At 63.3% G+C, this 26085-nt stretch carries 24 protein-coding genes and 2 pseudogenes; 12 read left to right on the plus strand and 14 right to left on the minus strand.

Annotated features, from left to right (window positions below; translation table 11 throughout):
• Nucleotides 1–5: 5 nt before the first annotated feature.
• From CO664_RS26180 to CO664_RS26190, 3 genes are all read right to left on the minus strand, one after another.
• Nucleotides 6–827: a carbohydrate ABC transporter permease gene (locus tag CO664_RS26180; protein WP_097540321.1), complete on the minus strand. Its 822-nt coding sequence runs from the start codon at nucleotides 825–827 to the stop codon at nucleotides 6–8.
• Nucleotides 824–1723, minus strand: coding sequence for a sugar ABC transporter permease (locus CO664_RS26185; RefSeq protein WP_097540322.1), 900 nt, complete (start codon nucleotides 1721–1723; stop codon nucleotides 824–826). Before CO664_RS26185 ends, CO664_RS26180 begins: the two co-directional genes overlap by 4 nt.
• Nucleotides 1724–1945: 222 nt before the next feature.
• Entirely contained in the window at nucleotides 1946–3220 is a 1275-nt protein-coding gene (locus CO664_RS26190) for an extracellular solute-binding protein (RefSeq protein WP_097540323.1), read from the minus strand.
• 183 nt (nucleotides 3221–3403) lie between these two features.
• On the opposite strand from CO664_RS26190, the gene CO664_RS26195 reads away from it, so the two are divergent.
• Nucleotides 3404–3652 carry a plasmid stabilization protein gene (locus tag CO664_RS26195; RefSeq protein WP_097540324.1) on the plus strand — a complete coding sequence of 83 codons (249 nt, stop codon included), beginning with the start codon at nucleotides 3404–3406 and terminating at the stop codon, nucleotides 3650–3652.
• Nucleotides 3649–4062: a type II toxin-antitoxin system VapC family toxin gene (locus CO664_RS26200; RefSeq protein WP_097540325.1), complete on the plus strand. Its 414-nt coding sequence runs from the start codon at nucleotides 3649–3651 to the stop codon at nucleotides 4060–4062. Before CO664_RS26195 ends, CO664_RS26200 begins: the two co-directional genes overlap by 4 nt.
• On the opposite strand, the gene CO664_RS26205 is transcribed toward CO664_RS26200, so the two are convergent.
• Together CO664_RS26205 and CO664_RS26210 are read right to left on the minus strand one after the other, a co-directional pair.
• Nucleotides 4059–5105 carry a LacI family DNA-binding transcriptional regulator gene (locus tag CO664_RS26205; RefSeq protein WP_097540326.1) on the minus strand — a complete coding sequence of 349 codons (1047 nt, stop codon included), beginning with the start codon at nucleotides 5103–5105 and terminating at the stop codon, nucleotides 4059–4061. The two genes, CO664_RS26200 and CO664_RS26205, sit on opposite strands and share 4 nt — an antisense overlap.
• Nucleotides 5106–5173: 68 nt before the next feature.
• A pseudogene (locus CO664_RS26210) lies at nucleotides 5174–6108 on the minus strand (AraC family transcriptional regulator).
• A gap of 196 nt (nucleotides 6109–6304) precedes the next feature.
• On the opposite strand from CO664_RS26210, the gene CO664_RS26215 reads away from it, so the two are divergent.
• From CO664_RS26215 to CO664_RS26245, 7 genes are all read left to right on the plus strand, one after another.
• Nucleotides 6305–7777 (plus strand): alpha-glucosidase/alpha-galactosidase, encoded by a 1473-nt coding sequence (locus CO664_RS26215; RefSeq protein ID WP_097540327.1) that lies wholly within the window; start codon nucleotides 6305–6307, stop codon nucleotides 7775–7777.
• A 138-nt stretch (nucleotides 7778–7915) separates the two neighbouring features.
• The gene (locus tag CO664_RS26220; protein ID WP_097540328.1) at nucleotides 7916–9997 is read left to right on the plus strand and encodes an ABC transporter substrate-binding protein; all 2082 of its coding nucleotides are present in this window, start codon (nucleotides 7916–7918) and stop codon (nucleotides 9995–9997) included.
• A gap of 114 nt (nucleotides 9998–10111) precedes the next feature.
• Entirely contained in the window at nucleotides 10112–11125 is a 1014-nt protein-coding gene (locus CO664_RS26225) for an ABC transporter permease (RefSeq protein WP_037421567.1), read from the plus strand.
• Nucleotides 11122–12249 carry an ABC transporter permease gene (locus CO664_RS26230; RefSeq protein ID WP_097540329.1) on the plus strand — a complete coding sequence of 376 codons (1128 nt, stop codon included), beginning with the start codon at nucleotides 11122–11124 and terminating at the stop codon, nucleotides 12247–12249. Before CO664_RS26225 ends, CO664_RS26230 begins: the two co-directional genes overlap by 4 nt.
• A gap of 11 nt (nucleotides 12250–12260) precedes the next feature.
• Nucleotides 12261–13931 (plus strand): ABC transporter ATP-binding protein, encoded by a 1671-nt coding sequence (locus CO664_RS26235; protein WP_097540330.1) that lies wholly within the window; start codon nucleotides 12261–12263, stop codon nucleotides 13929–13931.
• Between the two features lie 22 nt (nucleotides 13932–13953).
• Nucleotides 13954–15327, plus strand: a complete 1374-nt coding sequence (locus CO664_RS26240; RefSeq protein ID WP_097540331.1) for an alpha-glucosidase/alpha-galactosidase — start codon at nucleotides 13954–13956, stop codon at nucleotides 15325–15327.
• A 149-nt stretch (nucleotides 15328–15476) separates the two neighbouring features.
• Complete coding sequence (locus CO664_RS26245) at nucleotides 15477–15662, plus strand: hypothetical protein (protein ID WP_097527002.1); 186 nt, start codon at nucleotides 15477–15479, stop codon at nucleotides 15660–15662.
• Between the two features lie 297 nt (nucleotides 15663–15959).
• Here CO664_RS26245 and CO664_RS26250 read toward each other — a convergent pair whose 3' ends face one another.
• From CO664_RS26250 to CO664_RS26270, 5 genes are all read right to left on the minus strand, one after another.
• Nucleotides 15960–16364 carry a GFA family protein gene (locus CO664_RS26250; RefSeq protein ID WP_037421583.1) on the minus strand — a complete coding sequence of 135 codons (405 nt, stop codon included), beginning with the start codon at nucleotides 16362–16364 and terminating at the stop codon, nucleotides 15960–15962.
• Between the two features lie 11 nt (nucleotides 16365–16375).
• A complete protein-coding gene (locus tag CO664_RS26255) occupies nucleotides 16376–17107 on the minus strand; it encodes a hypothetical protein (protein ID WP_097540332.1) in 732 nt (243 codons plus the stop codon).
• 118 nt (nucleotides 17108–17225) lie between these two features.
• Nucleotides 17226–18572 (minus strand): SLC13 family permease, encoded by a 1347-nt coding sequence (locus CO664_RS26260; protein ID WP_097540333.1) that lies wholly within the window; start codon nucleotides 18570–18572, stop codon nucleotides 17226–17228.
• 91 nt (nucleotides 18573–18663) lie between these two features.
• The gene (locus CO664_RS26265) at nucleotides 18664–20178 is read right to left on the minus strand and encodes a malonyl-CoA synthase (RefSeq protein WP_097540334.1); all 1515 of its coding nucleotides are present in this window, start codon (nucleotides 20176–20178) and stop codon (nucleotides 18664–18666) included.
• Nucleotides 20175–21593 carry a malonyl-CoA decarboxylase gene (locus tag CO664_RS26270; RefSeq protein WP_037421590.1) on the minus strand — a complete coding sequence of 473 codons (1419 nt, stop codon included), beginning with the start codon at nucleotides 21591–21593 and terminating at the stop codon, nucleotides 20175–20177. The genes CO664_RS26265 and CO664_RS26270 overlap by 4 nt, the downstream gene beginning before the upstream one ends.
• 164 nt (nucleotides 21594–21757) lie before the next feature.
• Between CO664_RS26270 and CO664_RS26275 the strand changes: the two genes are divergently transcribed.
• The 3 genes and pseudogenes from CO664_RS26275 to CO664_RS26290 all read left to right on the plus strand — a co-directional run bounded on the left by CO664_RS26275 (nucleotide 21758) and on the right by CO664_RS26290 (nucleotide 23494).
• A complete protein-coding gene (locus CO664_RS26275) occupies nucleotides 21758–22408 on the plus strand; it encodes a GntR family transcriptional regulator (RefSeq protein WP_097540335.1) in 651 nt (216 codons plus the stop codon).
• Between the two features lie 305 nt (nucleotides 22409–22713).
• Nucleotides 22714–23016 carry a type II toxin-antitoxin system Phd/YefM family antitoxin gene (locus CO664_RS26285; RefSeq protein ID WP_097540336.1) on the plus strand — a complete coding sequence of 101 codons (303 nt, stop codon included), beginning with the start codon at nucleotides 22714–22716 and terminating at the stop codon, nucleotides 23014–23016.
• A pseudogene (locus CO664_RS26290) lies at nucleotides 23013–23494 on the plus strand (type II toxin-antitoxin system VapC family toxin). The gene CO664_RS26285 and the pseudogene CO664_RS26290 overlap by 4 nt, the downstream one beginning before the upstream one ends.
• A 41-nt stretch (nucleotides 23495–23535) precedes the next feature.
• Here the strand turns inward: CO664_RS26290 and CO664_RS26295 are convergent.
• The 4 genes from CO664_RS26295 to thiO are packed head-to-tail and all read right to left on the minus strand — an operon-like array spanning nucleotide 23536 to nucleotide 26085.
• On the minus strand, nucleotides 23536–24141 hold the full coding sequence (locus CO664_RS26295) for a thiamine phosphate synthase (RefSeq protein ID WP_097540337.1): 606 nt from the start codon (nucleotides 24139–24141) through the stop codon (nucleotides 23536–23538).
• Nucleotides 24138–24911 (minus strand): thiazole synthase, encoded by a 774-nt coding sequence (locus CO664_RS26300; protein WP_095678053.1) that lies wholly within the window; start codon nucleotides 24909–24911, stop codon nucleotides 24138–24140. Before CO664_RS26300 ends, CO664_RS26295 begins: the two co-directional genes overlap by 4 nt.
• Before the next feature lie 2 nt (nucleotides 24912–24913).
• Nucleotides 24914–25111, minus strand: coding sequence for a sulfur carrier protein ThiS (gene thiS / locus CO664_RS26305; RefSeq protein WP_037421613.1), 198 nt, complete (start codon nucleotides 25109–25111; stop codon nucleotides 24914–24916).
• Entirely contained in the window at nucleotides 25108–26085 is a 978-nt protein-coding gene (gene thiO / locus CO664_RS26310) for a glycine oxidase ThiO (RefSeq protein ID WP_097540338.1), read from the minus strand. The genes thiS and thiO overlap by 4 nt, the downstream gene beginning before the upstream one ends.

Genomic DNA, 26085 nt, shown 5'->3' on the forward strand with positions numbered 1-26085 from the left:
GATTCCTATTTGATTGAGCCCAGCATGCCCTGGACGAACTGGCGTTGCATGAAGAAGAAGACGGCGAGGGTGGGTAGCGTCGCAAGAATCGTGCCGACCATGACTACGCCGTAGTCGGGGTAATAGGCGGAGGCGAGCGACGAGATCACCAGCGTGATTGTCTTCGTCTCGTTCGACTGCAGGACGATCAGCGGCCAGAGATAGTTGTTCCAGGCGGTCATGAAGACGATGATGAAGGCGGCCGCATAGGTCGAGCGCATCACCGGCACATAGATATAGAAGAAGATCTGCCATTCCTTCAGGCCGTCGACTTTCGCCGCGTCGCGCAGCTCCGAGGGGAAGGCCTTGGTGCTCTGACGAAAATAGAAGACGATGAAGGCCGAGCCGATCGTCGGCAGCACGACGGCGATGTGGGTGTTGATGAGGCCCATCTTGCCCATCATGATGAAGAGCGGGATCATCAGCGCCGCAAACGGGATCATCAGCGTCAGCAGCATGGCCCGATAGAGGCGCTCGCGGTGACGCGAGCGGAAGATCTCGAAGCCGTAGCCGGCAAGCGACGAGACGGCCAGCGTGAGCACGGTCGCGAAGATGGTCACCTTCGCCGAATTCCAGAAGACCAGCGGCACGTTCACCAGGGTGAAGAAGTTGGCGATGTTGGTCGCCAGCGCCTCACCCGGCGCGAGCTTGCCCTTGATGATGTCGATCGAGGAATTGGTGGCGCCGAGCGCCATCCAGATGAAGGGGAAGACGGAGAGGAAGGCCATCAGCCCGACGAAGCCATAGGTCAGGATGGCAGAGGCGATGTTGGCGGGCCTGGTTCTCATTTGTCGCGCTCCCTTGCCAGGAAGAACTGCAGGAAAGCGAGGAGGGCGACGAGAACGACGATGACGTAGGAAACCGTCGCCGCATAGCCGAAATTCGGCATGAAGCGGAAGGTCAGGTTGTAGATATAGAGCGACAGGGTGAGCGTCGCATTCGACGGGCCGCCCTTGCCTTCGGTGAGGTTATAGACCTCGTCGAAGAGCTGCAGCGTGCCGATCGTCGAGATCACCGTGGTGAACAGGATGACCGGCTTCAACAGCGGTATGGTAATGTGGGTGAAACGCGCCCAGGCGGGGACGCCGTCGATCCGGGCGACCTCGTAGATCGACCTGTCGATGTTCTGCAGCGCCGCGAGATAGAAGATCATGTTGTAGCCGGTCCAGCGCCAGGTGATGGCGATGATGACGAGCGCCTTCGCCCAGAAGGGGTGCGTCTGCCACGGAATGGGCGAGGCGATGATGCCGAGCGCCTGAAGCGTCGAATTGACGATGCCGTCGAATGCGAACATGCCCTTGAAGAGAACCGAATAGGCGACGAGCGAGGTGACGCAGGGGAGGAAGATGGCGGTGCGGAAGAACGCCCGGCCGACGAGCCGCGGATTGTTGAGGAGCGACGCCAGGATCAGAGCGAGCATGATCATGATCGGTACCTGCACGATGAAATAGGTCATCGTGTTGGTCAGCGCCTTGATGAAGACCGGATCGTTCCACAGACGGATGATGTTGGCGAAGCCTGCGAACTTCATCATCATGCCGCGGCCGGCCTGGAAGGACATCCAGAGCGACCAGAAGATCGGATAGACCATGAACAGGCCGATCAGCCCGAGCGCCGGCGCGACGAAGAGCCAGCCATTGACGTCGTAATATCGGCCGATGCCGCCGCGGCGCGCCAAAGCCATCGTCAACCTCATGAAGAAAAGGGGTCACTACAGGGCCGTGCGTCTTCCAGACGCACAAAAGGTCGCTGTAGCAATACTAACTGCTGCATAATTTTCTCCTCAGATCAGTTCCGATCTGAGGAACCATGCAGTGGCCGTGGCTGGTGCGCCACGGCCGGCGGGCGGTAGACAGGGCAGCCTGCCGTCGAGATGCACGGATCGGCTGCCGAATACCACGCTCGGCTATTGGATATGGCCGCTGATCTCGGCTTCTATCGCCTTCAGTGCGTCATCGACCGGCATGCCCTGGGTCAGCGCCGGCAGCTGCGCTGTGACCGCGAGATCCGCCTCGTTGGTGAAGACGCCGTAGTTCACCGACGGCACCTTGGCGAGCCAGTCGGAGAAGTTCTGCCAGACCTTCTCACCGCCGAAGAACGGATCGGCCGCCTCATAGGTCGCGCCGCTACGGGCGGCGAGCAGCGAACCGACGGCGCCGCGATCCTGGAGGATCTTCTGGTAGAAATCGATGTCCTTGCCGTATATCTCGTTCAAGAAGTCGATTGCCTCCGCCTTTTCCGCCGAGCTTTCAAGCACGTACCAGCTCGATCCGCCGAGATTCGACGCATGCGTCGCGCCGTCGATCGAGAGCGCCGGGATCGGCGCCACACCCCATTTGCCGGCCTGGTCCGGCTGCGCCTTGACGGTGCCGGTGATCCACACGCCAGTCACGACAGACGCGACATCACCCGAGGTGAAAGTTCCAACCCAGTCGGACCAGCCGTTGGCTGGTTTGTAGATATTGGCGGACATGATCTTGCCGACGGTCTCGACCGCTGCCTTCAGCGCCGCGTTGCCGGTGATGTTCGCCTTGCCTTCCTTATCGAAATACCATTGGCCGGCCGATTGCATGATGATACGGACGAGACCGGCATCGTTCGGGTCGAGACCCATCATCTTCTTGCCGGTCTTCGCCTCGACTTCCTTGCCGATCTCGATGAACCGATCCCAGGTGAGGTTCTGCATGTCTTCCGGCTTAAAGCCGGCCTGCTCGAGGTAGTCCTTGCGATAATAGAGCCCGGTGACGCCCGAATCGAAGGGCATGCCGTAGACCTGGCCGTCGACGGTCATCACCTCGACCTTGTAGGGAGCGAAACCGGAATAATCGACGGTGCCGGAAAGGGCCGCGAAGGCGCCGGGGAAGGATTGCAGGTATTTCTGCGCGCCATAGTCCTCGATGAGCACAATATCGGGCAACGCGTCGGCGGTGCCGGAGGCAAGGCCGGTCTGCAGCTTCTGCTCGACGTCGGTCTTGGCGAAATCGACGACGTTGAAGGTGACGTCCGGATGCGTCTTGGTATAGCGAGCGCCGGCTTCCTTCATGATCGCGACGTTGAAGTTCGGATCCCAGCACCAGATGGTGATTTCCTTCGCCTCGGCGGCGGTGACCGCGAGCAAGCTGGCGCTTGCGAGCGCAAGAGCGGCGATCCGCGACAGATGGCCGCGCGCGAAAATATCCATGAATTTCCTCCCTCAAGGTTCGTTCCCCGAGACAGTTCCTCCCTGTCTCCGGAGGCGGAGTATTTCCTAAAATCGAGAGCGATGCAAGATTTTCAGTAAATATTTACTTGGAAGATTTGAAGTGCCTAAGAGGTGCTTGTCTAAGACACCAAGGCAGCACCTGCCATCTTGATGGGAGGTGCGATGGCCGCTCCGCAGCTTTCGGTACGCAGTGCAAAGGCGCGTGATCTGGCGCACCGCCTCGCACGCCGAGAAAACCGCTCGATCGCCGACATTGTCGAGCGTGCTCTCGAATTATATGAAATCAGAGAGGCGGGCCGAGAGCCTGCAGGTGCCTTCTATGCGCGCTTGTCCAAGAACTACGGTAGAGACCTCGACCTCGAGGCCGTGATCAAGGACGGGCGCAAGCCTCACACGGGTCTCGAGCTTTGATCCTCGTAGACACAAACGTCATCTCGGAAACGCTGCGCAAAACCCCCTCCGAGGCGGTGATCGCCTGGCTCGTCCGCTACGATGCGGAGTTGGCTCTCCCGACCGTGACGATCGCCGAAATCGCCTACGGAATTCAAAAGATAATGCCGGATCAACGCGCTGAGCGCCTGCAGCAAGGCCTCGCCGACTGGCGGCAGCGCTTCGCCGACCGGATATTCGGCCTGACGGAGGAGGCGGCAATGGCCTACGGCGAGATCATGGGTACGGCGTCGAGGCAAGGTCGCGTTATGTCCGCGCCTGACGGGTTGATCGCCGCTATCGCCAGGGTGAATGGCGGCCGCTTGGTGACGCGCAATCTCGCGAATTTTGCGACGACCGGACTGGATCTGATTTCCCCCTGGGACTTTTAGAGCGCGCCGACCGCCATCCGGGCCTCGACCGGCGCCGGCGTGCTGCCGCGCCAGACGATCTCGGTGCCGAGGACCACCTTCTTGGCGACCTCACGTCCGGACAGCCGCTCGAGGAGCAGGTCGACGGCGGTTTCGCCGATCAGTTCAGCCGGAATCTTGACGGTGGTCAGCGGCGGCCCGAGGAACTGCGCCACCGGAATATCGTTGAAACTCGCGACCGCCACATCCTCGGGGATTCTCAGGCCCATCTCGTGAATGGCTCGGTAGGCGCCGAGCGCCATGTTGTCGTTGCAGGTGATCAGCACCTTCGGCGGGTTGGGGTTCGATAGCATCGCCCTGGCGAGCCCATAGCCGCTGTCGGGTGTCATCCGTTCGACGAGGCACAGATCCGGATCGTAGAGCCCGGCTTTGGTCATCCACTCGATATAGGTGCGGCAGCGACGCTCAGAATAAATGTTCTCAGGCTCGTGAAACGCGTCGATCCAGCCGATGAAGCCGATCCGGCGATAGCCCATGGCGTGCACCGCGCCGAGCAGCCGGGTCATGGACATCGCGACGTCGCTCAGGACGCTGTCGTCGGTGTCGCCCGCCGGCGCGTAGTCGGCAAAGACGAGATGGCGGCTGTGGCGGCGCAGCCATTCGAGCGCCTCGCCATAGTAGTGGCCGACGGCAACAACGCCGGAGGCCGCCTCAAGGATCGCCGCTTCCGGAGGGCTTCCCGTGTGGACGATCTTGACGATCTCGCTTTTAAGGGCCTGGCAGCGGCTCTCGATGCCGAGCCGCACGCCGACATAATAGGGGTCGGCCAGTTCCTGGGCCGGTTCGAGGAAATGCACGAGCGCAATCTTCAACCCGACGCCGAAGCCTTGAGCGGCTGCCCGGCTGCGGTTGCGCGGCGTCGCATAGTTCAGCGCTTCGGCGGTTTCGATGATCGCCTGTCGTTTCCGGGTGGAGATCGACAAGGTCGGATCGTAGTTCAGGACCCGCGACACGGTCGCCGACGACACGCCAACGGCCGCCGCGATTTCCTTGATTGTCACCATTCTCTTACGTCCCGCCAGTCAGCCGCGTTTTTGCACATCTTGTTTAGTAAAATTTTATCGCGGAGATTTCAATCGCAAGCAGCAGCGAGCGTCGTCACCTGCCCACTTGTCTTCTGGGTTTTGGCGGGCACGCTCGCATACATGCCGGTGGTGCGGAACTCGGTCGGGCTCGCGCCGAAGACGCGCCGGAAGACCTTGGCGAAGTAATTGGGGTCGTCGAAGCCGGAGAGGATGGCCACCTCCTTGACCGGCAGGTCGGCGGTCTTGGTCAGCAGCTTCACTGCCCTTTGCAGCCGCTTCTGCAGCACGAATTCGGCGGGCGGCATGCCTTCGCTTGCGGCGAAGACGCGCGAGAAATGGGCGCGGCTCAAGCCGGAGACGCGGGCGAGTTCCTCTACTGGCAGCGGCTTTTCGAGGTTCGCCATGATGTGATCGATGACGTGATGCATCGTCCGGTATTCCTCGCTGAAGACCGGATGCGAGCCGAACACGTCGTCATAAAGCGCCATTGCCGCCTCATAGGCGATCGCCGAGGCGCGGCCTGGTGTCTCGCCGCCGGTGATCAGGCGCAGGCTGCAGTCGGCGAGGTGCTCGATGGTCTCCGGCTGCAGCTTCAGGACCGGCCCGGTGACCGTTAGGATGGAACGATGGATGCGCAATGCCTCCTCGCCGTTCATCGAGATCCAGAAGAATTCCCAACGCCCCCCGTCCTCCAGCCAGTAGCGGTGATTGTGCGGCACCAGCAGGAGCAGCGTTTCGCCCTCCCGCACGCGATAGGTGCGGTTTTCGTAGCGCAAGTTTCCGGCGCCGCGATCGTGTGCTGCAGCACCGTGAACGGCGTCTGGCCACGCTTTCGGCCATCCCAGTCGTAGCTGCCGTCGGTCCTGGTCTCGTAGCCGGTGCTCGTCGGCATGGTGTGCAGGCTCTGCCTTCCCCGCGGCAGCGAAACGGTCCGCATCACCGGCCCCCGGACGATCAACTGCTGCAGCACAGAATTACCCATGAAAGCACAATCCCTCTCTAGTCGCGCTTCGGATTATACACATAATGGCCACAGATCGCGCAAGACGCCAGGGCAACCGGCGTTCGAAGAAGGGTTTTCGGTGAGGACGGCACGCTGATCGCGGTTGAATCAATTCGATGAATTGATTTTACCCTTATTGCGCGAAGATCGCCATTGCGAGGAGGCATAAACGAAAATGGGCAGCTTCAAGATCGCCATTATCGGAGCCGGCAGCGTCGGTTTCACCAAGAAGCTTTTCACCGACATCCTGTCCGTGCCGGAGCTCCGCGACGTCGAGTTCGCCTTGACGGATCTGAGCGAGCACAACCTCGGCATGATCAAGACGATCCTCGACCGGATCGTCGAAGCGAACCGACTGCCGACGAGGGTCACCGCAACCACCGATCGTCGCAAGGCGCTGGAAGGCGCCCGCTACATCATCAGCTGCGTCCGGGTCGGCGGGCTCGAGGCCTATGCGGACGATATCCGCATTCCTCTGAAATACGGCGTCGACCAATGCGTCGGCGACACGATCTGTGCCGGCGGCATCCTCTACGGCCAGCGCAACATTCCGGTGATCCTCGACTTCTGCAAGGACATCCGCGAGGTGGCCGAGCCGGGCGCCAAGTTTCTGAACTATGCCAACCCGATGGCGATGAACACCTGGGCGGCGATCGAATACGGCAAGGTCGATACCGTCGGCCTCTGCCACGGCGTCCAGCACGGCGCCGAGCAGATTGCCGAAATCCTCGGCGCCAAGGAGGGCGAACTCGACTATGTCTGCTCCGGCATCAATCACCAGACCTGGTTCATCGACGTTCGTTTGAACGGCCGCAAGATCGGCAAGGACGAGCTCGTCGCCGCCTTCGAGGCGCATCCGGTCTTCTCCAAGCAGGAAAAGCTCAGGATCGACGTGTTGAAGCGCTTCGGCGTCTATTCGACGGAAAGCAACGGCCATCTCTCCGAATACCTGCCCTGGTACCGCAAGCGTCCGGACGAGATCACCAGATGGATCGACATGTCGGACTGGATCCACGGCGAGACCGGCGGCTATCTTCGCTATTCGACCGAGACCCGCAACTGGTTCGAGACCGAATATCCCCGCTTCCTCGAGGAGGCAGGCAAGCCGCTCGATACGGTCAAGCGGTCGAACGAACATGCAAGCCATATCCTGGAAGCGCTCGAGACGGGTCGTGTCTATCGCGGCCATTTCAACGTCAAGAACAACGGCGTGATTACCAATCTGCCTGCCGATGCGATCATCGAATCTCCTGGCTTCGTCGATCGGTTCGGCATTAACATGGTGTCCGGCATCACGCTGCCCGAGGCCTGTGCCGCCACCTGCATCTCGTCGATCAATGTCCAGCGCATGTCCGTCCATGCGGCGATCACCGGCGACATCGATCTTCTGAAGCTGGCGGTGCTGCACGACCCGCTGGTCGGCGCGATCTGCACGCCGGAGGAGGTCTGGCAGATGGTCGACGAAATGGTCGTCGCCCAGGCTGAGTGGTTGCCGCAATACGCCCATGCCGTCGAGGCGGCAAAGGATCGGCTTGCCCGGTCGACGGTGAAGACCCGCGAGTGGACGGGTGCCGCCCGGCGCGAGGTGCGCTCCATCGAGGAAATCCGCGCCGAGAAGGAGGCCGCGAAGCTGCGCGTCGCCGGCTGACGGCGGCGGTACTAAAGGCCCCCCGCGTGAGGAGACGTGGGGTGCCGTTCCTGCGGGCGCACGTCGCCACGTCGGAGATCGTTAGGAGGAGCGCCACCCGTCCCGGCGTGGCGAACACAGGAGGGAGAACCTGAGGCAATGAAAACGCATCGACTGACAACAACGGCAAGCCTGTTGATCGGCATATCCGCCTTCGCCGTGCAGGCCTTCGCATCCGAACCGACCGTGGTGCCCGAGCAGCCGCCCGTGCCGGCGCAGGGCAAGATTACCTATGTGGCGCGCGACTCCATTCTCGAGTTCAAGGCTTTGCCCGAATACAAAGAGCCGGAATGGGTAACCGAGAAATTCGTCAAGACCGGCAAGCTGCCGCCCGTCGCCGAGCGCCTGCCGAAGGAGCCGATGGTCTTCAAGGCCGGCAACATGCCGGACGGCACGGGGATCTATGGCGACGTCATGCGCCACGTCATCGGCGGCCGTCCCGAGGGCTGGAACTACAGCGCCGGCCAGACCCAGGGCTGGGGCGGCATCGACATCGGCATGTCGGAATGCCTGACGCGCACCGCGCCGCTTTACCAGGTGGAAGCCAGCGACGTCGAGCCGCTGCCGAACCTCGCCAGAAGCTGGGAGTGGTCTGAGGATGGCCACAAGCTTACCATGCACCTGATCGAAGGTGCGAAATGGTCGGACGGCGATCCCTTTGACGCCGACGACGTGATGTTCTACTGGGATGACAATGTCGTCGATCCGAATGTATCGCCGCTGAACGGCGCGACGCCCGAGACCTTCGGCGAAGGAACGACGCTCAAGAAAATCGACCAGTACACGGTCGAATGGACCTTCAAGGATGCCTTCCCGCGCCAGCATCTCTACGCCATGGCCTATGGCACCTTCTGCCCCGGCCCGTCGCATATCCTGAAGACGAAGCATCCGAAATATGCCGGCACGACCTACGACCAGTACAAGAACGGCTTCCCGCCGGAATATATGAACATTCCGGTGATGGGCGCCTGGGTCCCGGTCGCCTACCGGCCGGACGACATCATCGTGCTGCGCCGAAATCCCTACTATTGGAAGGTCGACGAGGCCGGCAACCAGCTACCCTATCTCAACGAAGTGCACTACAAGCTGTCGACCTGGGCCGACCGCGACGTGCAGGCGATCGCTGGATCCGGCGATTTCTCCAACCTAGAGCAGCCGGAAAACTTCGTCGAATCGCTGAAGCGCGCCGCAGATGAAAAGGCACCGGCTCGGCTCGCCTTCGGCCCCCGTGTCATCGGCTACAATCTGCGCATGAACTACTCGGCCAATGGCTGGGGAGAACCGGACGAACGTGCCCAGGCGGTCCGCGAACTCAACCGTAACCTAGATTTCCGCAAGGCCGTCACCATGGCGGTTGATCGCAAGAAGCTCGGCGAAGCGCTGGTGAAGGGCCCCTTCACGGCGATCTATCCGGGCGGGCTTTCCTCCGGCACGAGCTTCTATGACCGGAACTCGACCATTTACTATCCTTTCGACCTCGAAGGCGCCAAGGCGCTCCTTGAAAAGGTCGGTCTCAAGGACACGGACGGTAACGGCTTCGTCAACTTCCCTGAAGGCACCGCCGGCGGCGCCGACGTGCAGATCGTGATGCTCGTCAACTCCGACTACGGCACCGACCGCAACCTTGCGGAAGGCCTGATCGGTCAGATGGAGCAGCTCGGGCTCAAGGTGGTCCTGAACTCGGTCGACGGCACCAAGCGTGACGCGACACAGTATGCGGGCAAATTCGACTGGCTGATCCGCCGCAACGACCAGGAGCTGACCTCCGTCGTGCAGAACACGACGCAGCTCGCTCCGACCGGCCCGCGCACCAGCTGGCACCACCGCGCGCCGGAAAGCGGCAAGGTCGACCTCATGCCCTACGAGCAGGAACTCGTCGACATCGTCAACAAGTTCATCGCGAGCAACGACAACGAGGCGCGCGCCGATCTGATGAAGCAGTTCCAGAAGGTCTCGACGGAGAATGTCGATACCGTCGGGCTCACCGAATATCCGGGGGCGCTGATCATCAACAAGCGGTTCTCGAACATTCCTCCTGGCGCGCCGATCTTCATGTTCAACTGGGCCGAGGACACGATCATCCGCGAGCGGGTCTTCGTACCGGCCGACAAGCAGGGCGACTACGAGCTCTATGCCGAGCAGCTTCCCGGCAAGCCCGGCGAAAGCGGCCCGAGCAACTGAACGTGATCGTCTCTCCCGGCGCTGACCTTATGGGCCGGGAGGATAGCCCTTCACTCCCTGGCGTGTCCGGCCGTGCCGGCACCGCCAATGGAAAACCGACAGAAGGAAACGGCCATGTTCAGATTTCTGCTGGTCCGCGTCGCCTCTGCCATTCCGGTGCTGTTCGTCCTGAGCGTGGTGACCTTCGCCATCATCCAGGCGCCACCCGGCGACTATAGCGACTATATCCGCTCGCAGCTGATCAACCAGGGCGGCGCCTCCTTCGAAGAAGCCGACGCCCAGGCGCAGGCCTATCGCAAGGAGCACGGCCTCGATAAGCCGCTGCCGCTCCAATACGTCAACTGGGTGACCGGTATCGTGACGCGCGGCGATTTCGGCCACAGCCTCTACTACAACAAGCCGGTTGCCGACGTCGTCGGCGAGCGCCTGCCGCGTACGCTAGCGCTGGCGCTCGTCTGCCACATTCTTGCGTCGGTGATCGGCATCGGCTTCGGCATTCTCGCCGCGACGAGGCAATATTCATGGGTCGACAGCCTGCTTTCGACCGTCTCCTTCCTCGGCATGACGGTGCCGCGCTTCCTAATGGCGCTGATCATCGTCTATATCCTCGTCTTCCATTTCAATGTGAGCGAGATCAACAGCTTCCATTCGGCCCGCTATGGCGGCGCGCCCTGGTCCTGGGACAAGTTCGTCGACCTGGTGAAGCATGTCTGGCCGGTCGTGGCGATCGCCACCTTCGGCGGGCTCGCCTACAACATGCGCGTCATGCGCGGCAACCTGCTCGACACGCTGAACGCGCAATATGTCGAGACGGCCCGCGCGAAAGGCCTGAGCGAAGGCGCCGTCGTCATGCGGCACGCCGTTCCGAACGCGCTGCATCCGCTCATCATGTATCAGGGCGTCGTGCTTCCCTACATGCTGACCGGCGAGATCGAGACGGCGATCATCTTCGCGCTGCCGACCGTCGGGCCGGCGATCGTCGGCTCCATGTGGGTGGGCGACGTCTATGTTACCGCGACCTTCATGCTGGTGCTCTCGGCAACGCTGATCGTCGGCAACATCATCGCCGACATGCTGCTCGCCGCGCTCGATCCGCGCGTGCGCATGGGAGGAGGGGCCTACGCATGACCATCGAAGCCCACAGCACCGTACCGGTCGCCATGCACCCGGAGGAGAAGCATCACCACGAGAGCTATACCGCCCTCGTCTGGCGGCGGCTGAAGCGCTCCTGGACCGGCCTGCTCGGCCTGATCCTCGTCAGCCTGCTGGTCCTCATGGCGATCTTTGCCGATTTCCTGTCGCCGGTCGATCCGAAGGCGACCGGGGTCGCCTTCGCGCCGCCGCAGGCGATCAGCTTCCGCGACAAGGACGGCAACTTCGTTTTCCCGCCGAGGAGCTATCCACTTCGGGAGGGGGAAGAGCTCGACCCGATCACCTTCCAGCCGATGATCGGTCCCGACTTCGACAATCCGCAGCTCCTCGGCTTCTTTGTGAAGGGCGCCCCCTACAGGCTCTTCGGGCTGATTCCGGCCGAGCGCCATCTCTTCGGCGCCGTCGACGGCACGCCGGTGCATCTGCTTGGCACCGACAAGTTCGGCCGCGACGTGCTGTCGCGCATCCTCTACGGCTCGCGCATCTCGCTGATCATCGCGCTGACGGTGGTCTCGATCGTCACCGTGGTCGGCACCACGGTCGGCATGGTGTCGGGCTATTTCGGCGGGCGTTTCGATGCCTGGGTGCAGCGCTTCGTCGAGCTGGTGCTAGCCTTCCCGCAACTGCCGCTCTATCTGGCGCTCGCCTCGCTGATCCCGGTGACGGCACCGACCAATGTCTTCCTCGCCTTCGTCATTATCGTCATGTCGGCGCTCGGCTGGGCGCAGATGTCGCGCGAGGTGCGCGGCAAGACGCTGGCTCTGGCACGGATCGACTATGTGCGGGCGGCGATCGCCATCGGCGCAACCGACCGGCGGATCATCTTCCAGCACATTTTCCCGAACGTGATGAGCCATGTGATCGTCGCCGTGACGCTCGCCATTCCGCAGGTGGTGCTGCTCGAGTCCTTTCTCGGCTTCCTCGGCTTCGCGGTCAAGCCGCCGCTCATTTCCTGGGGGCTGATGCTGCAGGATACGGCGAACTATTCGGCGATCGGCTCCTATCCGTGGATCCTCTCGCCCGTCGCCTTCGTGCTCGTCACCGTCTTCGCCTTCAATGCGCTCGGCGACGGCCTGCGCGACGCAATCGACCCCTATTGAGGAGCACGCCGATGGCAACAGTCGAATCCATTGTGCCGGCACCGGAAGAACGGCGCGACCGCCATACCAAGGACGCGCGGCCGGTCATCGATGCCCGCAAGGTGGCCGTCACCTTCAAGGTCGAGAACGGCACGGTCGAGGCGGTGAAGGACGTCTCCTTCCAGCTCTATCGAGGCGAGACGGTGGCAATCGTCGGGGAATCCGGTTCGGGCAAGTCGGTGACGGCGCGCACCATCATGGGGCTTCTTTCCAAGCGCGCCACGATCGCCTCGCATTCGCGCATCGACTATGACGGCAAGGACGTGCTGAAATTCTCGAAGCGGCAGCGCCGGGCGCTGCGCGGCGACCGCATCTCGATGATCTTCCAGGAGCCGATGAGCTCGCTAAACCCGGTCTATACGATCGGCAGCCAGATCATCGAAGCGATCCGGGCGCATCGCCGCATGAGCCGCCGCGCCGCCGCCGAGCGGGCGCTCGAACTGCTGCGCCACGTGCAGATCCCCGACCCGGAGGCGCGGCTCAACCAGTATCCGCACCAGCTTTCCGGCGGCCAGCGCCAGCGCGTGATGATCGCCATGGCGCTTGCTAACGATCCGGATGTCTTGATCGCCGACGAGCCGACGACGGCGCTCGACGTTACCGTGCAGGCGCAGATCCTCAACCTGATCCGCAAGCTGCAGCAGGAACTCGGCATGGCGGTGATCCTCATCACCCACGATCTGACGGTGGTCAGGCAATTCTCCGACTATGTCTATGTGATGCAGCTCGGCGAGGTGAAGGAGCACAACACCACGGAGGCGCTCTTCGCCAACCCGCAGCATGCCTATACGCGGCGGCTGCTTGCCTCGGAGCCGACGGGATTGGCCAAGCCGCTGCCGGACAATGCGCCGATCATGCTCGACGGGCGGAACGTTCGGGTCTCCTTCATGCTGAAGAAGGGCGGCTTCTTCAAGCCGGAGCTGAAGGAGCTGGTCGCGGTCGACAGCCTCAGCCTCAATTTGCGACGGCACGAGACGCTCGGCCTCGTCGGGGAGTCGGGCTCCGGCAAGACGACCTTTGGCCAGGCGCTGATCCGGCTGATCAACACCGACGGCGGCGAGATCTATTTCGACGGTCAGCCGATCCACGGCAAGAACCGCAAGGGCATGCGGCCGCTGCGTTCGCGCATCCAGATCGTCTTCCAGGACCCCTTCGCCTCGCTCAATCCGCGCATGTCGATCGGCCAGATCATCGAGGAAGGACTGATCGTCAACGGCCTCGGCGAGAATCGCAGGGATAGGCTTGCGCGTGTCCAGGACGCGCTCGTCAGCGCCGGCATGCCCCCCAACATCCTGTCGCGCTTCCCGCACGAATTTTCCGGCGGCCAGCGCCAGCGCATCGCGATTGCCCGGGCGATCGCGCTCGAGCCGGAATTCATCCTGCTTGACGAACCGACTTCTGCTCTCGACCTCTCGGTGCAGGCCCAGATCATCGAGCTCCTGCGCAAGCTGCAGGACGAGCGGGGCTTGAGCTATCTCTTCATCTCCCACGACCTGAAGGTCGTGCGCGCGCTCTGCCACCGGGTGGTGGTCATGCAGCACGGCAAGATCGTCGAGGAGGGGCCGGTGAACGAAATTCTTTCCAATCCCAAGACTGCCTATACGGAGCGGCTCGTCAGAGCCGCCTTCGAAGTGGCCGCGTGACTTTCAAGAACAGAGGCTTTCCATGACCAGACAACCCAAGATCACCTTCATCGGCGCCGGCTCGACCGTCTTCATGAAGAACATCATCGGCGACGTATTGCAGCGGCCGGCGCTTTCTGCCGCGACCATCGGGCTGATGGATTTGAATCCGGAACGCCTTGCCGAAAGCGAGATCGTGGCCGGCAAGCTGGTGCGCACCCTCGGCGTCAAGGCGAAGATCGAAACCTATTCCAACCAGCTGAAGGCGCTCGAAGGGGCCGATTTCGTCGTCGTCGCCTTCCAGATCGGCGGCTACGAGCCCTGCACGGTCACCGATTTCGAGGTGCCGAAGAAATACGGGCTGCGCCAGACGATCGCCGACACGCTCGGCGTCGGCGGCATCATGCGCGGGCTTCGAACCGTGCCGCATCTGTGGAAGATCTGCGAGGACATGCTTGCCGTCTGCCCGGAGGCGATCCTCTTGCAATATGTCAACCCGATGGCGATCAACACCTGGGCGATCGCCGAAAAATACCCGACGATCAAGCAGGTCGGCCTCTGCCATTCAGTGCAGGGAACGGCGTTCGAGCTTGCCCGCGACCTGGACATTCCGCTCGAGGAAATCCGCTATCGTGCCGCCGGCATCAACCACATGGCGTTTTATCTCAAGTTCGAGCATCGCCAGAAGGACGGCAGCTATCGCGACCTCTATCCGGAGCTGATCCGCGGCTATCGCGAAGGCCGTTTCCCGAAACCCAGCCATTGGAACCCGCGCTGCCCCAACAAGGTGCGCTACGAGATGCTGACCCGGCTCGGCTATTTCGTCACCGAGAGCTCGGAGCACTTCGCCGAATACACGCCCTATTTCATCAAGGACGGCCGCCCCGACCTCATTGAGAAATTCGGCATTCCGCTCGACGAATATCCGAAGCGCTGCATCGAACAGATCGAGCGCTGGAAAGGCCAGGCTGCCGCCTTCAAGGAGGCCGAGACGATCGAGGTGGCCGAAAGCCACGAATACGCCTCGTCGATAATGAACTCGGTCTGGACCGGCGAGCCTTCGGTGATCTACGGCAACCTCAGGAACAACGGCTGCATCACCTCGCTGCCGGAGAACTGCGCCGCGGAGGTGCCGTGCCTGGTGGACGCCTCCGGCATCCAGCCGACCTATATCGGCGCGCTGCCGCCGCAGCTCACCGCGTTGATCCGCACCAACATCAACGTCCAGGAGCTGACTGTCCAGGCGCTCGTCACCGAGAACCGTGAACATCTCTACCATGCGGCGATGATGGATCCGCATACGGCGGCCGAGCTCGACCTCGACCAGATCTGGTCACTCGTCGACGATCTGCTCGTCGCCCATCGCGACTGGATCCCGGAATGGGCGCGCATTCCGAAAAAAGTAGCGGCCGCCTGATTTCTTTCTCCCGGTCAGGCGACCAGATGGCCCCGGAACGCCCGGCGTTCCGGGGCTTTTCTTCGCGTGTGGCAAGTCCGGCAACGCCGGAACCGATCGGCCGCTCGACGGTTCGGGGCGAATACCAGAGACAATGGATGGAGCCTCGAATGGAAAAGAAACCGGATCGCCCGAAGAACAAGGGAGAAAGCGGCACCGCCAAGAAAAGCCAGCCTGGCAAGACGGGCGGGGATCAGGCCCGCAAGACGCAGGAGTGGGGTGGCGGCTCCAAGGCCTCGAAAGGTCCCGTCACCGAAAAGGACAAGCACAATCCGAATTCGAGCGCCAAGACCTGACCTCGGTAGAGAGCAATCCGCTCAGATTGGAGCGTCGAAACTCGGGAGAACGGGTGTGATACCCCCTCTGCCCTGCCGGGCATCTCCCAACAAGGGTGGAGGTCGGCTGGAAACGCCGCTCTGCCCACGCTCAACCTGTGCATGCCGAAATCGAGGCACCCGTTAGTCCATGCGTTGGATATGCGAGGGGGCGGGACATTGCCACCTGCCGATCTCCACCCTTGTGGGGGAGATGCCCGGCAGGGCAGAGGGGGGTGCTCCTGATCGCAGCAAAACGATTCACCAGATAGGCCTCGCTTAAAACCGCTGCTTGGTTTCTTCGCCCGGCAAGCCGCGGCCGCTGTCGTCCCAGGCAAGCCGGCTCTCAATGCCGTAGTGCCCGCTCGGGGCAAGCTCCTCCGGGCGATCGAAGGAACCGAGGGTGAAATGGACGCTCGCACGGCCGTCGTATTTCAGGAACAGGGGACTGCCGCAATCCGGGCAGAAGCCTCTCACTGCGATCGGCGATGAACGGTAGACTGCCGGCGGGGTGCTCCATTCGATTTCAGCATCGTGGGCTCGTACCAGCACGGCGGATGGACCGCCGGTCGCCCGGCGGCACATGGAGCAATGGCAATATCCGATATGCGAGGGCGGGCCCTTGAAGGCATAGCGCCGCTTGCCGCAGAGGCAGCCGCCAGTCAGCATTTCTTCCTTCGGCATGGTTCGAGCCCTCAGCTTCCGCTCTTCTGGCTTTGCGACCAGCCGGAGCCGAGCTGCTGGCTTTGGCTCTGCCCGTCCTGGTCCTGGCGAAGGCTGCCGGGAGTGTCGCGTTCGGGCTGAGACCAGGAGCCGGCATCGGCCGAGCGCGGCCCTGGTTCGTGCATGGCGGCCGCCGGGCTGTCGTGATCGCTCACCGTCGATGTGGAAGCGCTCTCCGTCCGATAGGTCCGAATGGTCCCGGAGCTTCGGGCGTGGTCTCTTTTCGCCGTCGCCGGCCGGGGTGCGTCGAAAGTGTCTTCCGTGTAGCCGGTCGCCGGCGTGCTCGGCACATCGCGCTGCCAGCCGCTCCAGCCCTCGCTTCTCCAGAGGTCGGCGCGCTCGTCGAGATCGATCGTGCCTTCGTCGTCGAGAATGTCGCGGATGGCTTCGTAGCTCCGGTCGTCGATGCCGCTCACCGTCACCAGATAGCCGCCGCGGCTGAGACCCTCGGCATAGATCTCGCGGTCCTCCTGGGGGAAGAGATAGTTCTCGAGCGCCGACCAGATGCCGGCCGGTTCCACATCGGCGCTTCCTTCGCCTCTGCCGAGGACGAGCTGGATCGAGACGGCGCCGAGCTCCGCGAGCTGCAGCCGTTCCACGGCCGCTTCCGCGTCGCGCCGATTGTCGAAGAAGGCCGTCATCGTGCTGGTTTGCTGCGGTCCGTCGTGAGGGACCAATCGATCGTCGCTGCCAAAGTCGGTCATGGGATCTCCTCCTGTCGCGGGGAGGCAAACCAGCGCCAACGGCGAATGTTCCGCATGACGCGGGAAGGCGGAGGAGAGCTCCGCCTTCCCAGGGAAGGAGATGTCGGCGCCGGCGCGCTCAGACTAGGCCGGGCACGACGAAGACCAGCCAGGCGACGACCGGCCCGATGATGGCGATCAGCGCGCTGTAGATGAGCAATTGCCGCAGCACGCGCTCGCGCTTCTCGTCCGGCGCATTGGCGACGACGAGGGCGCCGTTGGTCGAAAACGGGCTGGTATCGACGATCGTCGTCGAGATGGCGATCGCCGCGACGACGCCGACGGCGCTGATCTGCCCCTGCAGCAGAAACGGCACTGCGAGCGGAATGATGGCGCCGAGCAATGCGGTCGAGGAGGCGAAGGCCGAAACGATCGCGCCGGTGAAGCACAGGAGCAGCGCCACCAGGAGCGGCATTCCCAAGCTCGAAATGCCGCTCGCCACATAGTCGATCGTCCCGGCCTTCTCCATGACGCCGACATAGGTGATGATGCCGGTGATCAGCAGCACGGTCGACCAGCTGACCTTGTCGATCGCCGCCTTCTGGGTCTTCGGCGAGATGAGCGCCAGCACGACGGCGACGGTGATCGCCACCAGGCCGACATTGAATTTGAAGACCAGGGCGCCGACGCCGAGCGCCGTCAGGCCCATCAGGGTGGCGATCATTTCCGGGGTCAGGCGCAACGTCGCAGCGGTGTCGGCCGCGGTGCCGTAAGTGTGCTGCCGTATCGGCTTAGCGGGCGTGCCGCCATGGCCGCGGATCGACGCGGATACGCCTTCGCGGTGGAGTTCGGGCAACGGACCGGACATTGCCGCTTTCTGCTTCATCACCCGCGCACCGCCGAAGACGAAGAACACCAGCACGGCGATCGCCAGGTTGAAGAAGAAGCTGGAGAGGAACAGGGACGTCGGCGCGAAGGGCAGGCCGGCCTTGACGACGATCTGGTTGGTGATGCCGCCATAGACGCTGGTCGGCGAGAAGCCGCCGGCCTGCGCGCCATGGATGACCATCAGCCCCATCATCGCCGGGTGGATGCGGTATTGGACGGCGAAGCTCAGCGCCACCGGCGCCAGGATGGCGACCGCCGCCGGCCCGAGCGCGCCGAACCCGGTGATCACCGCGGCGACCAGGAACATCACCCAGGGGATCCAGGCGACATGCCCGCGCACCAGCCGCACGGCGCATTCGACGAGCCAGTCGATGGTGCCGTTGATCTGGGCGATGGCGAAGAGATAGGTGACGGCGACGAGAGTCAGGAACAGGTCGCTCGGGAAGCCGGCGAAGATGTCATTGGCCTTCATGCCGATGATCAGCGATCCGAGCAAGAAGGTGCAGCCGAAGGCCAGCGCACCCATGTTGATCGGCTGGATCGTCGCGATGATGAACATCCCGACCAATAGCAGTATGGATAGAATTTCGATGCCCATGATTCCCCTCCCTCCGGCGCCTTGAGCGCCGTAGCTGTCGTTTTCGAGAATGAGATGATGTCCGTGCGCCTTCCTCCCAGAGGGCGCGCGGTCACGCCCTGGCGTATAGGTCGGCGTATTGCTGCCGCAGAAGGTTCTTCTGGACCTTGCCCATCGTGTTGCGCGGCAGGTCGTCGGCGAAGATGATGCGTTTCGGCTGCTTATAGCGCGCCAGCCGGTCCTTGAGCGCGCCGAGGATGGCGCTTTCGTCGAGAGCCGCCTCGGGCTTGCGCACGACGATGGCGGTGACGCCCTCGCCGAAATCGGGATGCGGGACGCCGATCACGGCGCTTTCGGCGACGCCTTCGAGCTGGTCGATCTCGCCCTCGACCTCCTTCGGGTAGATGTTGTAGCCGCCCGAAATCACCAGATCCTTGCTGCGGCCGACGATGTGGACATAGCCGCGCCTGTCGATCTTGCCGAGGTCGCCGCTGATGAAGAACCCGTCGGCGGTGAATTCCGCAGCGGTCTTTTCCGGCATCCGCCAATAGCCCTTGAAGACGTTCGGACCCTTGATCTCGATCATGCCGGTTTCCTCCGCCGGCAGGGCGGCGCCGGTGGTGGTATCGGTGACGCGCACCGTCACGCCCGGCAGCGGGAAGCCGACGGTTCCGGCGATCCGTTCGCCGTCATAGGGGTTCGAGGTGTTCATGTTGGTCTCGGTCATTCCGTAGCGCTCGAGGATCGCGTGGCCGGTGCGTTTCCTGAACTCGACATGAGTCTCGGCGAGGAGCGGCGCGGAGCCGGAAATGAAGAGCCGCATGTCGGCAACCGCCTGCCGGTCGAGCCGCGGGCTCTGTAGGAGGCGCACGTAGAAGGTCGGCACGCCCATCAGCAGCGTCGCCTGAGGCATCAGCGAGAGCACCTCGTCCGGATCGAACTTCGGCAGCAGGAACATCGAGGCGCCGGCGAGCAGTGTGACGTTCGTGGCGACGAACAGCCCGTGCGTATGGAAGAGCGGCAGCGCATGGATCAGCCGATCGCCGGCGGTGACGCGCCAGCAGTCGCGCAAGCTCATGGCATTCGAGAGCAGGTTTCTGTGGGTGAGCATCGCACCCTTGGACCGGCCCGTCGTTCCCGAGGTGTAGAGGATCGCAGCCAGGTCATCGGCCGCGCAGGATGCATCGACGAAGTCGGACGGCTCGTTGTGGGCGAGGTCGAGAAGCGAGCCCGTGCCGTCGGTGCCGAGCGTTTCGACGATGGCACCATGCGGCTCGGCGATTTTTCGGACGCTTTCCCGCGCCGCCGGGGAAACGACCACCAGCCGCGGTTCGGCGTCGCCGATGAAATAGTCGAGCTCGGCGAGCGTATAGGCGGTGTTGAGCGGCAGGTAGACCGCGCCGCTGCGCAGGCAGGCGAGATAGAGGATCAGCGCTTCGGCGCTCTTTTCCACCTGGACGGCGACCCGGTCGCCCGGTCGGATGCCAAGCGTGTCAATCGCGCTGGCGATGCGGCCCGAAAACGCGAGCGCGTCGCCATAGGTCCAGGACCGGCCGCCGTTGATCCGGATGAACGGCGCATCGCCGGAAGCGGCTGCCCGAATGGCGTCAAACAGATGGTTGCTCACGTGCGCCCTCCTCCAGTCTTGCCGTTCATGACTTGCGCGAACGGTCGTGAAATTTCGCCCTTGCCGCCGCGGCGGCTTTCGCCGGTTCGGCTGAGCAGGCTCTTGACGGCCGGCGAGGCGGTGACCTCGCCTCGCTGTGCCAGGGCCTCGTGGTTCGCCTCGATATCCTCGAGCTTGTAGAGGTAGTTGACCATCATCCCGTGCGCCTGGCGCATGGCCTTGGCCGAGCGGTCGCCGAGGAAGTTCAGCCGCTCCAGCCGGGCGCCGTTGCCGAGATGGAAGCGGGCGACCGGATCGACCGGCCGGCCCTCCGGCGTGCGCTCGATCAGGAAATAACGGGCGGCGAGCGGCAAAAGCAGGCGCTCCACTTCGCTTGCTGCGCTCTCGTCGCCGGCCCAGGCCGGGTCGTCGAGGAGCGCCAGAACCTTGCGGTCTTCGTCGGAAAACAGCGGCTCGGCTTTCGATGTGCGCGCCTTGGCAAGCCAGCGGGCAAAGCCCGGAACCGGCGAAAGCGTGACGAAATTCTTCAGGCCGGGCAGGTCCCTGCGCAGGTCCTCGACGACCTGCTTGATGAGGAAGTTGCCGAAGGAGATGCCGCGGAGCCCCTCCTGGCAGTTGGAGATCGAATAGAAGACCGCGGTCGTCGCCTGGTCGGGATCGATCTGCTCCCGGCTCTCGTCGAGCACGTCCCTGATGGCGCTCGGCACGGATCGGGTCAGCGCCACCTCGACGAAGACGAGCGGCTCGTCGGTGAGCCGCGGGTGGAAGAAGGCGAAGCAGCGCCGGTCGGCAGGCGCCAGGCGCCGGCGCAGTTCCTCCCAGCCGGCGATCTCGTGCACCGCCTCGTATTTTATGATTTTTTCCAGGATGTGCGCCGGCGTCGACCAGTCGATCGGACGCAGCGTCAGGAAGCCACGATTGAACCAGGAGCCGAACAGATGGGTGAAATCGGCATCGAGGGCGCGATATTCGTCCGACCGATCGGTGGAGGCGAGCAGCTGATGGCGCATCCGGACGAGCTTGGCCGTGCCGCTCGGCGCATGATTCAACCTGCGCAGCAGTTCCTGGCGGCGGGGTTCCGCCGCCTTGTGGAGCGCTATGATCGCGGCGGGGCTCTTCTCGCTGCGGTACCTCTCGACAGCCTTGTCGAGCTTCTCCATATCGGCGCCGAATTTTTCAGACAGCATCTGCAGGAACTGCTCGACGCCGGCCTCGTCGAGCTTGCTCCAGCGACCGAGGATTTCGGCGGCAATGGCCATGCCAGAGGCTTCGCCGCGGCTCGACAGCAGCATTTCGCAAAGCGTCTCGAGATCTGCTTCGACGGCGTCCGTGCTGCGTGAGGCGGCAAACAGCAGCTTGCGGCCGCGCTCGGTGATGCCCTGCAGCATGTCGCTGAAAAAAGAGGTTCCGGGCATGCCACTCTCCTCCTGCTGAATGGGCGGCCAATCGCCTCGGCTATTCTACCGGGGTTCTCATTTTTTTAAGCCGGCTGTATAGTATATAAGGTGCCACGTTAGGTGTGCGTCGTCAACCATCGTGTATACAAGAAGAACGATTTTGCATTATTGAGGCAGAACAAATGTCCGAGAATGTTGGCCGGTGGCTCCGGGACGAAATTGAAAATGCCATCCTTTCCAACGAGTTCGGTCCGGGGGAACGGCTGGATGAAACGGTTCTTGCCAGCCGCTTCGGCGTATCGAGGACGCCGGTTCGCGAGGCGCTGATGCAGCTGAATGCGATCGGCCTCATCGAAATTCGTCCGCGCAGGGGTGCCGTCGTCATCGATCCGGGGCCGCACCGCATCTACGAAATGTTCGAGGTCATGGCCGAGCTCGAGGGCCTGGCCGGATCGCTCGCCGCCCGCCGCCTCGACGAAGCCGCGCGTCAGGCGATCACCGCCGCCCACAGGCGCTGCGAGCTCTCCGCCAAGGCCGGCGACAGCGACGCCTACTATTACGACAACGAGGAATTCCATAAGGCGATCTATGCGGCGAGCCGCAGCGAGTTCCTCGAGGAGCAATGTGCGCGATTGCATCGGCGGCTACGCCCCTATCGCCGCCTGCAGCTGCGGGTGCGTAATCGCCTCACAACATCCTTCTCGGAACATTGCGGCATCGTCGACGCGATCTTCGCCGGCGACGGTGAGGAGGCCCGCCGGCTGCTGCGATCCCATGTCGGCATCCAAGGCGAGAGGTTCAGCGATCTGGTGGCCAGCATGGCGACCAGATAAGCGGAATGGTGTCCGGCTGATCGTCATGGGGTCGCAACGAAGTGGAGGTCGGCGAAGCCATTGCGCGCACCGCCGGCCGCCTACAGCGCCGCGCGTCTTATCAGACGCGCAAAGGTCGCTGTAGCACTTTGACTTGCTGCACGTCTTTGTCCTTTAATCGAGGTCGATTTAGGGAGACATGCAGTGGCAGGGCCGCAGCCCGGAAAGGAACTGGCGTCGATTGCTCCTGACGGCGCCGCCGCCGCAATCTGGAAAATCTGTGAGAGACGTGCTACATATCTGACTATCTGACTAGGTAATCGACGATGGGCAAGAATGCGGAACTGACCAAGTTGAAAAAAGCGCGCGGACAAAACGCTGCCGGATGGTGGAAGCTCGAGGACGCGAAGGCGCGCTTCAGCGAGGTGGTACGGCACGCGCGCGAGGACGGGCCGCAGCGCGTGACAGTGCGGGGCAGGGATGCGGTTGTAATTATGTCCGCCGAGGAGTTCGATCGGCTCATCCCCGAGAAACCGCGAGCACCGTTCGTCGAGTTCATGGAAAGTCTCCATCTTGGCGGGCTCGATGTTGAACGCGAGATGGATCGCGGCCGGGATATCGAGCTTTGAAGGGTTGGTTGCTCGACACAAATGTCGTGGCCGCACTGATCAATCCGAAGGGTGCGCGTTCGGTAAAGACGTGGGCAGCCGATCAGCATGAGGAAGCCTTCTACATCAGCGTCCTGACACTTGCCGAGTACGACAAGGGCATTCACAATCTCCCAGAGGACCATGCCGACCGGCCGCGCTACATGGCGGCGCGCGACGCGCTCGCCGAGCGTTTTGGCCGGCGGGTTCTCTCGCTTGACGACGTCATCGTGCGGCAATGGGGACGTATTTCTGGGAAGTGAAACGCGACAGCGGTCACGCCCCGCCAGTGATAGACACGATGCTCGCAGCGACGGCGATCAAACACGACCTCTATTTTGTCACGCGCAATGTGAAGGACGCTCGGCCATTCGGCGCAATGATCTTCGATCCGTGGAATGACGATGCGGAGAAATTCCCGCTGAGCCCGCGCGGCGCTAAGCGTCCGCGACAGAAATAGGAGCCGGGCTCATTGGAGACCGGCCCCTTGAGGTCGGGTAGCTAACGCCATGCTGCCGTTCTGCGGATCCATTCCTTCGTCCTCGTTTCCGGGTCGGCGTTGAGCGTGATGTCGGTAACGACGGCGGCGCTGTCGGCGCCATGGGCAAAGACGCCGTCGATCCGATCCGGATTGAGCCCGCCGATAGCGACGAGCGGCAGGGAGCGGACGCGCTCACGCCAAACGGAAAGCCGCGTCAGCCCCTGCGGCGTCCACTTCATCTTCTTGAGGATCGTCGGGTAGATCGGCCCGAGCGCCACATAGTCCGGTTCGGCGGCAAGCGCCGTTTCGAGCTCCGCCTCGTCATGGGTGCTCACCCCGAGCTTCAGCCCTGCGGCGCGGATCGCGCCGAGATCGGCATCGGCGAGATCCTCCTGGCCGAGATGGACGAAGTCGCAGCCTTCCTCGATTGCCAACTGCCAGTAATCGTTGACGATCAACTGGCACCGATGCACCGCGCAGATTGCCTTGGCCCTGCGGATCTCGCCGCGAAGGTTTTCGTCGCTCCGCTCCTTGATCCTGAGCTGCACCAGCCTGACGCCGAGCGGGACCAACCGTTCGATCCATTGGGCGCTGTCGACGATGAGATAGAACGGGTCGAGCTTCACGAGAAAACCGCCTTTCCGATGACGGGGGTGGAGGGAACGGCCATGTCGCGCGGCTCCAGCAGTCCGGCGTGAAAGGCCATATGCCCGGCCTCGATCGCCTTGGCGAAAGCCTCGGCCATGGCAGCCGGGTCGGCGGCGCCGGCGACCGCGGTGTTGAGGAGCACCGCGTCGTAGCCGAGTTCCATCACGGTTGCCGCATGCGAGGGTCGGCCGATGCCGGCGTCGACGATCAGCGGCACGTCGGGAAATTCGGCGCGCATGGCGCGTAAGCCCTGCAGGTTCTGCGGACCCATGGCGCTGCCGATCGGCGCGCACCAGGGCATCAGCACCTTGCAGCCGGCCTCGAGCAGCCGTTCGGCAACGACCAGATCGTCGGTCGTGTAGGGGAACACCTCGAACCCCTCGCCGGTGAGGATACGCGCCGCCTCGACGAGACCGAAGACGTCCGGCTGCAGCGTATCGTGGTGGCCGATGACTTCGAGCTTGATCCAGTCGGTCGAAAACACCTCGCGCGCCATCTTCGCGGTCAGCACCGCCTCCGAGACGGAATGGCAGCCCGCGGTGTTCGGCAGGACGCGGACGCCGAGCTCGCGGACCAGTTCGAAAAAGGCGCCGCCGGAGCGCCCGCCGGCGGTCTCGCGGCGAAGCGAGACCGTGACGATATCGGTGCCCGACCGCCGCACCGCCTCGGCAAGACTGGCCGGCGAAGGATAACGCGCCGTGCCGAGCAGCAGCCGCGAGCGCAGTTCGGTTCCATAGAATTGCGGCATGATCAGCCTCCCTGCATCGGCGACAGGACCTCGATCCGGTCGCGGTCCCTGAGATGGTGATTTGCTCGGTCGGCCCTGTGGACGAGCTCGCCATTGACCGCGGTCGCGAGCCAGTCGTCCTCGTATTCGAGGAGCGCCAGCGCTTCGGCCAAAGTGGCGGCCGGGAGCTCGTGCTCCTCGCCGTTGATGGTCAGCTTCATCGGGCATTTCCTCTCTTCAATTCTGCGCCAAGCGCCAGCGCAGCCACCTCCTCAGCGAGCGCCGGCGACAGCAGGAAGCCGTGGCGGTAGAGGCCGTTGACGGTGATGGCGTTGTTCTGCCGGGTGACGCGCGGCAGGTTGTCGGCAAAGGCGGGTCGCACGCCGGTGCCGGTCTCGACCAGGCGGGCCTCGGCAAGGGCCGGGTGCAGCGTATAGGCGGCGTTCAGGAGCTCCATCAGCGAGCGGGCGGTGATCGGGCCGTCGTCGTCGCTTTCGATCATCGTCGCCCCGCACATGAAGAGTCCGCCGCCGCGCGGCACGATATAGAGCGGAATGCGCGGATGCAGCAGGCGCACCGGACGGGAAAGGCTGACCTCGTCGGTCTGGAGGTAGAGCATTTCGCCGCGAACGCCGCGCAGTCCCTTGAACTCGCCGATTCTTGCGGCGCCGGTGCAGTCGATGGTCAGGTCGAAGCGGCTTTCCTCGATCCCGCCGCCGCTGAAAACCACGCCTTGCGCTTCGAGCCCCTGTCTGAGAGCTGAAAGTGCGCGGCGCGGATCGAGATGCGCTTCCTCAGGAAAGAACAGAGCCTCGCGAAACCGCCCGGCGAGCGCCGGCTCCAGCGCTCCGATTTCTTCCGCGCCGATCCAGCGGTAGCCGGAGGTGCGCGAGGCGAAGCGCCTGAGTTCGGCCGCGTCGCGCAGTGGGGCGACGACCAGCGTGCCGTTGCGATGGACCGAACCGGCGGGTAGCGCGGCCTCCCACCAGCCGGCGGCAGCGGTGCCGCGGATAAGTACGGCCTCCTCGGCGCTTTCCCGCTCGCACCAGGGGGCGAGCATGCCGCCGGCGTACCACGAGGCGGCAGTCGCAAAGCCATGTGTTCGTTCCGCGACCATGACCGCCGCGCCGCGCGCAACGAGTTCATGGGCGGCCGTGAGGCCGGCGACGCCAGCCCCCTTGATCAACACGTGCAT

The organism is Sinorhizobium sp. NG07B, assembly GCF_002532005.1.
Taxonomy (GTDB): Bacteria; Pseudomonadota; Alphaproteobacteria; order Rhizobiales; family Rhizobiaceae; genus Sinorhizobium; species Sinorhizobium fredii_C.